This window comes from Streptomyces griseorubiginosus, assembly GCF_017614965.1.
GTDB classification, from domain to species: Bacteria; Actinomycetota; Actinomycetes; order Streptomycetales; family Streptomycetaceae; genus Streptomyces; species Streptomyces griseorubiginosus_B.
This window is the reverse complement of the sequence record NZ_WVUG01000304.1, coordinates 1-10,486: the sequence shown is the minus strand read 5'-3', so window position 1 is coordinate 10,486 and position 10,486 is coordinate 1. Positions and strand designations below refer to the sequence as shown.

Below are 10,486 nucleotides of genomic sequence, written 5' to 3'. Positions count from 1 at the left end.
CCGCTCCCCCGTCCCCCTGTGCTCCCCCTGTCTCAGCCGGTCTTCTCCGCCACCGGCGCCTGCTGCGTGCGGTGGGCGAACCGGTCCTTGGCGTACCGTCCGCGCCTCTCCAGCGGGATCTGCCCGTGCGCGGCGGCCAGCCCGAACGCGGGCATGTCGCCGTAGACGGACTCGTACGACCCCTCGGGCACGATGTACGTCTCATGCCAGATGCCGACCTGCCCGCGCAGCTTTCCGGTGCGCTCCTTGTGGTTGACCGTGGCCCACGCCTTGTGATGGAAGGCGTCCGGCGCGGTCGCGTAGGCGTACAGCTTCTCCTTGGACTCCCAGTACTGCACGACGTAGTACGTGCGCGGCGAGGCCGTCAGCAGGACGTGGCCGAGCAGTCCCCGCTCCGGTGCCTTCACCAGCTCGCGCAGCATGCGGAGCATCGCGAGCATCACCGGGAGCCACAGACGCACGGCCCGGAACTGATTGATCCGCATGCCGATCAGGAGGACGACGACATCGCCCTTCGCGTCGGCGGTCGTTCGGGACACCATGTGACCACTTCCCCTGGTTGGCGAGCAGCACTATCCGAGTGGCAATGATTGGATAGTGCCGGTATCCGAGAAGGAGCGCAAGACATGCGGCTCGCCGAACTGAGCACCCGCAGCGGGGTGTCCGTCGCGACGATCAAGTACTACCTGCGTGAAGGGCTGTTGCCGCAGGGCCGTCAGATCAACGCGACGACCTCCGAGTACGACGAGGAGCATCTGCGCCGCTTGCGACTGGTGCGCGCGATGATCCAGATCGGCCGGGTGCCGGTGGCGACCGTGCGCGAGGTGCTGGGACACGTCGACGACGACTCCCTGGGCCGCACGATCCGGCTGGGGGCTGCCCTGTGGGCGCTGCCGCAGGTGCCCGAGCCCGACGAGGACGACGAGTACGTGCGGGCCGCGCACCGGGAGGTCGGCGCGCTGCTGGACCGGCTCGGCTGGCAGCACGCCCAGCAGTTGACGTCCATCTCCCCCGCGTACCGCTCGCTGGTGGTGGCGCTGGCCGCGTTCCGCCGGCTCGGCTTCGACTGGGGAGCCGAACAGCTCGCGCCGTACGCCGAGTTGATGCACCGGACGGCCGTGCTGGACCTGGACAACATGGAGGCGTACCCGTCGGACGCGGAGCAGGTGGAGTTCGCGATCCTGGGGGCGATCCTCAACGAGCCCGCCCTGCAGGCACTGCACCGGCTGGCCCAGGAGGAGGAGTCGGCGCGGCGGTACGGGTTCGAATGAGGCCCGGACAACCCCGGACAACGCAGAAGACCCTCCGCCGAAGCGAAGGGCCTTCCGTGTTGTACCCCCGACCGGATTCGAACCGGCGCTACCGCCTTGAGAGGGCGGCGTGCTAGGCCGCTACACAACGGGGGCGTGGATCTTACGAGCGTTTCGTTTGCAACGCCGCAGATCCGAGCTGGTCTACCTGGACTCGAACCAAGACTAACTGAACCAGAATCAGTCGTGCTGCCAATTACACCATAGACCAATATGGTTTAGACCAGTTCGTACCCCCGACCGGATTCGAACCGGCGCTACCGCCTTGAGAGGGCGGCGTGCTAGGCCGCTACACAACGGGGGCCCTAGCGATCCCGAGTTGATCGAGATCAGTACCCCCGACCGGATTCGAACCGGCGCTACTGCCTTGAGAGGGCAGCGTGCTAGGCCGCTACACAACGGGGGCGATGCGGATGCAGTGCTTCATTCAAAACACCCGCGAGCTGGCCTACCTGGACTCGAACCAAGACTAACTGAACCAGAATCAGTCGTGCTGCCAATTACACCATAGGCCACTGGAACGCAAGCCCCTGCGGGGATCTTGTTCTAGTCTGCTCCTCCGGTTCCCGGCCTTTCGGCCCGCTCCCCGGCGGCGCAGGAAGAACATTACCCGAAGGTGGACGGGGCTCCAAAACGGGTATCCGCGCCGAGGACCGCGGGGAGTTCGGCGAGGGAGGCGATGCGGTGCGGGCCGGTGGGGGCCTCCCCGGCGGCGTACACACCGTTGCGGTCGATCCACACGGACATCAGCCCGGCCTCGGCGGCGCCGCGCCCGTCGATCTCCGGATGGTCGCCGACGTACGCGACCTCGTGCGGGGCCAGCCCCAGGGCGTCGCAGGCGGCCAGGAACGCGGCGGCCTCCGGCTTGGAGACGCCGAGTTCGGCGGCGCACAGGATGACCTCGAAGCGGTTGTGCACGCCGAGGACGCGCAGCTTGCGGTCCTGGACGGTGAGGCTGGAGTTGGACAGCACGGCGTGCCGGTGGCTGGCCGCGAGGGCGTCCAGGACGGGCAGGACGTCCGGGAAGAGGGCCCAGGCGGCCTCGTAGTGACGCAGGTAACGCGCGAACCAGTCGTCGGCCTCGGCGTCGCTCAGCGCCTCGCCCAGGAAGACGCGGATACGCTCCCGGCGCTGTCCCTCGAAGGTGACCTCCCCCGCCGAGAACCGCGCCCACTGCTGATCGGTGATCTCCCGCCAGCGCACGACGGCCTCCGCCGCGGTGGCGTACCCGTCCAGCAGCCCCTCGGCGGCGAGATGGGCTCCCATGCCGACACGGTCGGCGGTGGTGTAGTCGAAGAGGGTGTCGTCGACGTCCCAGACAACGGCTCTGATCACCCTCACAGACTGGCACACTGCGGGCATGAGCGAGTATCGCGTCCAGTTCACCGTCGAGGCCCGCGCGGTTTACGACGGCCTGCCCGCAGAGCGCCGAGCGCAATTGGAGCGGGCCGTGCGGATACTGGCCCGCGACCCGTTCCGGAAGACCTCGACCGCACCTCTGGGACCGGACGACAACCTGCGCAAGGCCTATGTGGCTCCTGGCGTCATGCTCGAATACGTGGTGGCCGGCGCGATCATGGTCGTCGTCGTGGTCTGGATCTTCGACGAAAGCCATTACCTGATCGACGAGCCCGACGCTCAGTGACGAACGGGCAAGGGGCGGCACCCGGAATCACCGGGTGCCGCCCCTTCCCTGTGCGTGAGCTACGCCGTCAGCTTCTCCAGCGCCGCGTCGATCCTCGCCAGCGTCTTCTCCTTGCCCAGGATCTCCAGGGACTCGAAGAGGGGGAGGCCGACCGTGCGGCCGGTGACGGCGACGCGGACCGGGGCCTGGGCCTTGCCGAGCTTCAGGCCGTGGGTCTCGCCGGCGGCCAGGACGGCCTCCTTCAGGGCCTCGGGGGAGGCCCAGTCGGCCGACTCCAGGTTCTCGCGCGCCGTGCGGAGCAGGGCCTCGCTCCCCTCCTTCATCGCCTTGGTCCAGGACGCCTCGTCGAAGACCGGCTCGGGGAGGAAGAGGAAGTCGACGTTGTCGGTGATCTCGGAGAGGACCTTCAGCCGGGTCTGGGCGTGCGGGGCGATCGCCTGCCACTTGGACTCGTCGAAGTCCTCGGGGGCCCAGGGGGCGAACGGCGCCTTCAGCCACGGGGCGCAGCGCTCCGTGAAGTCCTTCACGTCCAGCAGCCGGATGTGGTCGGCGTTGATCGCCTCGCACTTCTTGAGGTCGAAGCGCGCCGGGTTGGGGTTCACGTCGGCGATGTCGAAGGCGGCCACCATCTCCTCGACGGAGAAGATGTCCTGGTCCGCGGAGAGCGACCAGCCCAGCAGGGAGAGGTAGTTGAGCAGGCCCTCGGGCAGGAAGCCGCGCTCCCGGTACAGGTTGAGCGAGGACTGCGGGTCGCGCTTGGACAGCTTCTTGTTGCCCTCGCCCATGACGTAGGGCAGATGACCGAAGGCAGGGATCTGCTTCGCGACGCCGAGCTCGATGAGCGCCTTGTAGAGGGCGATCTGGCGGGGGGTGGAGGAGAGCAGGTCCTCGCCGCGCAGGACGTGGGTGATCTCCATCAGCGCGTCGTCGACCGGGTTGACCAGGGTGTACAGCGGGGCGCCGTTCGCGCGGACGATGCCGTAGTCCGGCACGTTCTCCGGGGTGAAGGTCAGCTCGCCGCGGACCAGGTCCGTGAAGGTGATCGTCTCGTCGGGCATGCGGAAGCGGACGATCGGGGTACGGCCCTGCGCCTTGTACTCCTCGACCTGCGCCTCGGTGAGGTCGCGGCAGTGGCCGTCGTAGCCGGACGGCCTGCCTGCGGCGCGGGCGGCCTCACGGCGGGTGTCCAGCTCCTCCTGGGAGCAGTAGCAGTGGTACGCGTGACCGGCGTCGAGCAGCTTGGCCGCGACGTCCCGGTAGAGGTCCATGCGCTGCGACTGGCGGTACGGCGCGTGCGGGCCGCCGATCTCGGGGCCCTCGTCCCAGTCGAAGCCCAGCCAGCGCATCGCCTCGAGCAGCTGGTTGTACGACTCTTCGGAGTCGCGGGCCGCGTCGGTGTCCTCGATGCGGAAGACGAGGGTGCCCTGGTGGTGGCGGGCGAAGGCCCAGTTGAACAGGGCGGTGCGGACCAGGCCCACATGGGGGTTACCGGTGGGCGACGGGCAGAACCGTACTCGGACGGCGGGGGCGGGTGCGCTAGCCACGCTTGACAACCTTGTTGGTGAGAGTGCCGATGCCTTCGATGGTGACGGCGACCTCGTCGCCGACGGTGAGCGGCCCGACGCCTGCCGGGGTGCCCGTGAGGATCACGTCGCCGGGGAGCAGCGTCATGGCCTCGGAGATGTTGACGATCAGGTCCTCGATGGGGTGGATCATCTCGCTGGTGCGGCCGAGCTGACGTTGTTCGCCGTTGACGGTGAGCTGGATGGTCAGGTCGGACGCCCTGGCGAGGTCGAGGTCCGTCTCCACCCAGGGACCGAGCGGACAGGAGCTGTCGAAGCCCTTCGCCCGCGCCCACTGCTTCTCGCGCCGCTGCACGTCGCGGGCGGTGACGTCGTTCGCGCAGGTGTAGCCGAAGATCACGTCGGCCACACGCTCGCGCGGGACCTCGCGGCACAGCCGGCCGATCACCACGGCCAGCTCGGCCTCGTGGTGCAGTTCCTCGGAGAAGGAGGGGTACTGGATGTCGTCACCGGAGCCGATGACCGACGTCGACGGCTTGAAGAAGGCGAACGGCGCGTCGGGGACCTCGTTGCCCAGCTCCCTCGCGTGCTCCGCGTAGTTGCGGCCGAAGGCCACGACCTTGTTGGGGAGCACCGGCGGCAGCAGCCTGACCTTGCTCAGCGGGACCTTCGTGCCCGAGAGCTCGAAGTCCGCGAACGGGATGCCCTTGATGATGTCGAGGACGAGCTCGTCGGGCCTGTCGCCCTCGACCGCGCCGAAGGCGACGTTCCCGTCGATGGAGAATCTGGCGATGCGCACGGGATCCTTGCGCCCCTCACTGAGCCGGCTGGAGTCTGACGCTCCAGGCTAGCGCGGCAGGAGGAAGTCGCCTCGCGCATCACCGCTCGCAGGGGCGCCGGGAAAAGATCGCGGAGGCCCTGAATGATCTACGCTCGGTGTGCGTACTAGTCCGTGACGGAAGCGGTGGTGGGGACGTCCACGAGGATGGTGCGCCTGGGGTTGGCGGTCTGCGTGGGAAGATCGACGGAGTGCTCCTGCTGCTCGGGGATCTGCAGCGCGTCGGCGTCCTCGAGGTGGGCCAGCGTGGTACGCCGCGGGTTGGCTATGTTGCGGAACATCATCGTGGTCTTCACGGTTGCACTGGACCTTGTCGTCAGTCGCGGGTGGATGGTGGGCAGTTGCCTGCTTCTTGTAAAGCGTCAGGCTAAACATCCAATTCCCCGCCGAAGCCGCGAAGTCCCCTTGATCAGCATGTGAGTTTGCTCACGGAGTCACGGGCAATCCGGTCAATTCAGGCCCGCAACCCACCCCAACGAAACGGACATTGACTCCCTGAAGCCATCATTCCGCTCCTGATCATGGCGACTGGGACACCTGCACCTCCCGAGGGACTCGCGGGCATTTGTCCGCTATGACGCGGATCCCGCTCTACGTCCGGTGACCCGGCACTCACATGGTGTCACGTAGGTCACGGCATGGTCCGTGAGCCTTGTTGGAGATCCGGCACTGTGCTGGAATGCCACGGACCGCCGCAGGATCGAGCCGGCGCACAGGGGGCGCGAGGGAGCGCCGAGTGGCGGCGAGAACAGGGGAGCCAGCGCCGGTCACTCACGACTACCGGGGGGCGCGTTCAGGGCGCTTTCCACAACGCCGACACCGTGTCTTTCCGTTCACGCGGAGGGGCGCCTGGTCCAGAGGTTGCGACGCTAGTGCAGGGACGTTTCAAGAGGGATGGCAGTGCTCCGGCGGAGCCGGAGCCGCACGGCGGGACTGGCCCCGGAAAAGGCAGTTCCTCCCCCCAGCACGCCCAGAACCCGGGCCCGGCCCCGTCCGGCGACGGCGGTGAGCGCCCCGGGCGCCCCGGCGTGTCGGCATCTTCGGGTTCACCGGCCCCCACCCCGGCGGTCAAGCCGCCCAAGGGCCCGAGCGGCCCCGGCTCACGCGTCGCGCTGCGCAACTGGCGCATCTCCACGCGTCTGGTCTCGCTGCTCGCGCTCCCCGTGGTCGCCGCCACCTCGCTGGGCGCGCTGCGCATCAGCGACAACATGGACGACATCCAGCAGCTCGACAACATGAAGCTGCTGACGGACATGACCAAGCAGGCCACCGAGCTGGCCGCCGCCCTCCAGGAGGAGCGCGACCAGTCCGCCGGTCCGCTGGCGCACGGCTCGAAGTCCAGCGACTACACGGTCAAGGGCTACCGGGACAAGACGGACCGGGCCAAGGAAAACTTCATCGACGCGGCCGAGGAGATCGACGCCTCCGGCAAGGACGGCTCGCTCCAGGGCGTCCGTGACAGCCTCGTCGGTGTGGTCGGCGACCTCGAGACGCTGTCGAAGATCCGCGCCGGCGCCTACGAGACCAAGCTCAACTCCTCGCAGACGGTCGAGGCCTACCACCGCCTCATCACGCACCTGCTGGACCTGTCGCAGGACATGGCCGAGGCCACCAGCAACCCCGAGATGATCCAGCGCACCCGCTCGCTGGCCGCGTTCTCCTCCGCCAAGGAGTACGCGTCCATGCAGCGCGCGGTCCTCGCGGCGGCGCTGCCGGCGAACAACACCACCGTCGGTGACCTCTCGGAGAACGACCGCCTGTACGCCCAGTCGGCGCTGCAGAGCGAGACCTCCGACCTGCGCAGCTTCAAGAGCATCTACGGCACCGAGCAGGCCGTCGCCCTCCTCAAGCCCATCGAGGAGAACAACGCGACGATCACGGCGACCGACAAGTACGCAAGCCGCGCCCTCGCTTCCCAGGGCGGCCTGGACGACCTGCCCAAGCGCTCGTACCAGGACTGGGTGGACGACAGCTCGACCAAGATCGAGCAGATGAAGAAGATCGAGCACACGCTGCTCGAGGACATGGAGCAGAAGGCCCGCGCGCTGCGCTCCGCCTCCGAGCGCGAGGCGATCATCTCCGGTGCGCTGATCCTGCTCGTGCTCGGCGTCTCCCTCGTCGGCGCCTTCGTCATCGCCCGCTCCATGATCCGCTCGCTGCGCCGGCTGCAGGAGACCGCCAACAAGGTCGCCCAGGACCGCCTGCCCGAGCTGGTCGCCCAGCTGTCGGAGTCGGACCCGCAGGACGTCGACACCTCCGTCGAGTCGGTCGGTGTGCACTCCCGGGACGAGATCGGCCAGGTGGCCGCGGCCTTCGACGACGTCCACCGCGAGGCGGTCCGCCTCGCCGCCGAGCAGGCCCTGCTGCGGGGCAACGTCAACGCGATGTTCACCAACCTCTCGCGCCGCTCCCAGGGCCTCATCCAGCGTCAGCTCTCGCTCATCTCCGAACTGGAGTCCCGCGAGGCCGACCCGGACCAGCTGTCCTCGCTGTTCAAGCTCGACCACCTCGCGACCCGTATGCGCCGCAACGGCGAGAACCTCCTCGTCCTCGCCGGTGAGGAGCCGGGCCGCCGGTGGACCCGTCCGGTCCCGCTGGTCGACGTGCTGCGCGCCGCCGCCTCCGAGGTGGAGCAGTACGAGCGCATCGAGCTGGCCGCCGTGCCCACCACCGAGGTCGCGGGCCGCGTGGTCAACGACCTCGTGCACCTGCTCGCCGAGCTGCTCGAGAACGCGACCTCGTTCTCCTCGCCGCAGACCAAGGTCAAGGTCACCGGTCACGCGCTGCCCGACGGCCGCGTCCTGATCGAGATCCACGACACCGGTATCGGCCTCTCCCCCGAGGACCTCGCGGCGATCAACGAGCGGCTCGCCTCGCCGCCCACGGTGGACGTCTCCGTCTCCCGCCGCATGGGTCTGTTCGTGGTCGGCCGGCTGTCCCAGCGCCACGGCATCCGCATCCAGCTGCGCCCGTCCGACTCCGGTGGTACGACCGCGCTGGTCATGCTGCCCGTGGACGTCGCCCAGGGCGGCAAGAAGCCGCAGGGCAAGCCGGGCCAGGGCGGTCCGGGCGGTGCCGGTGGTCCGGCCGCCGCGCAGGCCGCCGCCGGTGCGGCCGCGGCACGGCGCCAGGCCGGTGCCGGTGCGCCGGGCGGTCCGGCTCTCGGGGCCGGCGGTCCCGGTGGCGGTGCCCTCGGTGCGGGCGCCGGGGCCGGCGGTGGCGGTCTGCTCGGAGCCGGTCAGGGGCCGCGCGCCGCGCTGCCGGGTGCCGGTGGCAACGGACGTCCGGGTGCGCCGGGCGGCGCGCGCGGACCGCAGTCTCCCCAGCAGGGCCGGCCGGCTCCCGCGGGCGCCGGTGCCGGGTTCGGCCAGGTGCCGGGTGCGCCGCAGGGCCTGCAGGCCGCGGGCATGGGTCAGGACGGCTTCGGCGGCGCTCGTGGCGCCGTACCGCCGCAGTCCGCGGGCCCCGAGCAGCCGCAGCCGCAGGAGGGCCGCGGCCGGCGTGGGCGTCTGCCGCAGCTGCCGGGCCGCGGTGGTCCGCGGGCCGAGCTGCCGGGCGGCAACCAGCAGCGCACCCCGAGCTGGAGCGACGACAACGCCCAGCCGCCGGTGCCGCGCGCCTCGCTGGACACTCCGCGCGGGCACGACGAGACCTCCCGGATGCCGCGCGTCGACGACCGTCACGGTCCGGGCGCGACGGCGGAGATGCCGGCGATCGGCCGGTCCGACGGCCGCCAGGGTCCCGGCGCCACCTCCGACTTCCCGCGTCCCGACTTCGGTACGGCCAACAACCCGCAGCACACCGGCCAGTTCGCCCGTCCGGGCGCCGACTCGCCGCAGAACACCGGGCAGTTCAACCGTCCGGGCGCCGAGTCCCCGCAGAACACCGGGCAGTTCGGCCGACAGGACTTCGGAGCTCCGCAGCCCGGGGTCAACGGCTCCCAGGAGCCGGGGCAGTTCGTCCGCTCGGACGTCTTCGGCACCCCGAACGGCCGGAACAACCCGAACAACCCGGCGAACACCGGCCAGTTCGCGACCCCGTCGTTCGACAGCGGCTCGACCGGCCAGTTCCCCGCGCCGGGCTTCGACGCCAGCTCCACCGGCCAGCACTCGCTGCCGGGCCGTCCGAACCACAACGGCACGGGCCAGTTCGAGCGCCCGCAGAACGGCGGCGCCGACTTCGGTGCCCCGCGCCCGCCCGTACCGCCGCGTCCGCAGCAGCGGCCCGTCCGCCAGGAGCCCGAGGCACTGCCGCCGGCGACCGGTCCGGGTGACGGCCGCACCCCGCTGTACGACACGCTGGAGACCAACTGGTTCCACGGCGGACAGGGCGAGCGGCAGGGCCCCGGCAACGGCTCCGCCCACCAGCAGCCGCAGGCTCCCGCAGCGGCCCCCCAGCGTTCCGCGGCCACCGGCGGCTGGCGCACCTCCCCGAACGACGACCTCGTCCGGCAGGCGGAGCGCGTACGGCAGCCGGCCGCGGGCGGCGTCACCACCTCCGGTCTGCCGCGCCGGGTGCCCCGGGCCAACCTCGTCCCGGGCACGGCTCAGCAGCAACAGCACCAAGCCGGTCCGCAGGTCTCGCGTGCGCCTGACGACGTACGCGGCCGGCTGACCAATCTCCGTCGGGGCATCGCGCAGGGTCGCCAGGCCGGTACCGGCCAGACCGGCAGTTTCCCGAGCCCCACTCACCAGCAGGAGCGATAGTTGAGCCAGATGAGCCAGGCGGCACAGAACCTCAACTGGTTGATCACCAACTTCGTGGACAACACCCCAGGTGTGTCCCACACCGTCGTCGTCTCCGCCGACGGTCTTCTTCTGGCGATGTCGGAAGGCTTTCCGCGGGACCGCGCCGACCAGTTGGCGGCCGTCGCGTCCGGGCTCACCTCGCTGACCGCCGGGGCCTCCCGGATCTTCGAGGGCGGCAACGTGGCGCAGACGGTCGTGGAGATGGAACGCGGGTTTCTGTTTTTGATGTCCGTCTCCGACGGTTCGTCCCTGGCCGTGCTCGCGCACCCCGAGTGCGACATCGGCCTGGTCGGCTACGAGATGGCGCTGCTCGTCGACCGGGCAGGTGCGGTCCTCACACCGGACCTGCGGGCCGAACTACAGGGCAGTCTGCTCCACTGACCCACCCAGGATCCACCCCCCTCACCACATCACCGTCCGGC

At 69.9% G+C, this 10,486-nt stretch carries 9 protein-coding genes and 5 tRNA genes; 4 read left to right on the top strand and 10 right to left on the bottom strand.

From position 1 onward, the window contains the following. Positions 1-32: 32 nt before the first annotated feature. Positions 33-542, bottom strand: a complete 510-nt coding sequence (locus GRC12_RS36300; RefSeq protein ID WP_208784313.1) for a DUF4188 domain-containing protein — start codon at positions 540-542, stop codon at positions 33-35. Positions 543-626: 84 nt separating this feature from the next. On the opposite strand from GRC12_RS36300, the gene GRC12_RS36295 reads away from it, so the two are divergent. Continuing rightward, positions 627-1,271 (top strand): MerR family transcriptional regulator, encoded by a 645-nt coding sequence (locus GRC12_RS36295; RefSeq protein ID WP_208784312.1) that lies wholly within the window; start codon positions 627-629, stop codon positions 1,269-1,271. 62 nt (positions 1,272-1,333) lie between these two features. On the opposite strand, the gene GRC12_RS36290 is transcribed toward GRC12_RS36295, so the two are convergent. From GRC12_RS36290 to GRC12_RS36265, 6 genes are all read right to left on the bottom strand, one after another. Further along, positions 1,334-1,406 (bottom strand) — tRNA-Glu (locus GRC12_RS36290). Positions 1,407-1,449: 43 nt separating this feature from the next. Then, positions 1,450-1,521: transfer RNA gene (locus GRC12_RS36285), tRNA-Gln, on the bottom strand. A 20-nt stretch (positions 1,522-1,541) separates the two neighbouring features. Next, a tRNA-Glu gene (locus GRC12_RS36280) sits at positions 1,542-1,614 on the bottom strand. 29 nt (positions 1,615-1,643) lie between these two features. After that, a tRNA-Glu gene (locus GRC12_RS36275) sits at positions 1,644-1,716 on the bottom strand. Between the two features lie 37 nt (positions 1,717-1,753). After that, a tRNA-Gln gene (locus tag GRC12_RS36270) sits at positions 1,754-1,825 on the bottom strand. A gap of 91 nt (positions 1,826-1,916) precedes the next feature. Beyond that, complete coding sequence (locus GRC12_RS36265; protein ID WP_208784310.1) at positions 1,917-2,672, bottom strand: HAD family hydrolase; 756 nt, start codon at positions 2,670-2,672, stop codon at positions 1,917-1,919. Between GRC12_RS36265 and GRC12_RS36260 the strand changes: the two genes are divergently transcribed. Beyond that, positions 2,671-2,955, top strand: coding sequence for a hypothetical protein (locus GRC12_RS36260; protein WP_208784308.1), 285 nt, complete (start codon positions 2,671-2,673; stop codon positions 2,953-2,955). The genes GRC12_RS36265 and GRC12_RS36260 overlap by 2 nt on opposite strands. Positions 2,956-3,014: 59 nt before the next feature. On the opposite strand, the gene gltX is transcribed toward GRC12_RS36260, so the two are convergent. The 3 genes from gltX to GRC12_RS36245 all read right to left on the bottom strand — a co-directional run bounded on the left by gltX (position 3,015) and on the right by GRC12_RS36245 (position 5,612). Then, positions 3,015-4,499: a glutamate--tRNA ligase gene (gene gltX / locus GRC12_RS36255; RefSeq protein ID WP_208784306.1), complete on the bottom strand. Its 1,485-nt coding sequence runs from the start codon at positions 4,497-4,499 to the stop codon at positions 3,015-3,017. Continuing rightward, complete coding sequence (locus GRC12_RS36250) at positions 4,492-5,277, bottom strand: fumarylacetoacetate hydrolase family protein (RefSeq protein WP_208784304.1); 786 nt, start codon at positions 5,275-5,277, stop codon at positions 4,492-4,494. Before GRC12_RS36250 ends, gltX begins: the two co-directional genes overlap by 8 nt. 146 nt (positions 5,278-5,423) lie before the next feature. After that, complete coding sequence (locus GRC12_RS36245) at positions 5,424-5,612, bottom strand: hypothetical protein (RefSeq protein WP_208784301.1); 189 nt, start codon at positions 5,610-5,612, stop codon at positions 5,424-5,426. Positions 5,613-6,188: 576 nt separating this feature from the next. On the opposite strand from GRC12_RS36245, the gene GRC12_RS36240 reads away from it, so the two are divergent. Continuing rightward, positions 6,189-10,022: a sensor histidine kinase gene (locus tag GRC12_RS36240; protein ID WP_208784299.1), complete on the top strand. Its 3,834-nt coding sequence runs from the start codon at positions 6,189-6,191 to the stop codon at positions 10,020-10,022. Positions 10,023-10,031: 9 nt separating this feature from the next. Further along, the gene (locus GRC12_RS36235) at positions 10,032-10,445 is read left to right on the top strand and encodes a roadblock/LC7 domain-containing protein (protein ID WP_003973453.1); all 414 of its coding nucleotides are present in this window, start codon (positions 10,032-10,034) and stop codon (positions 10,443-10,445) included. Positions 10,446-10,486 lie beyond the last annotated feature (41 nt).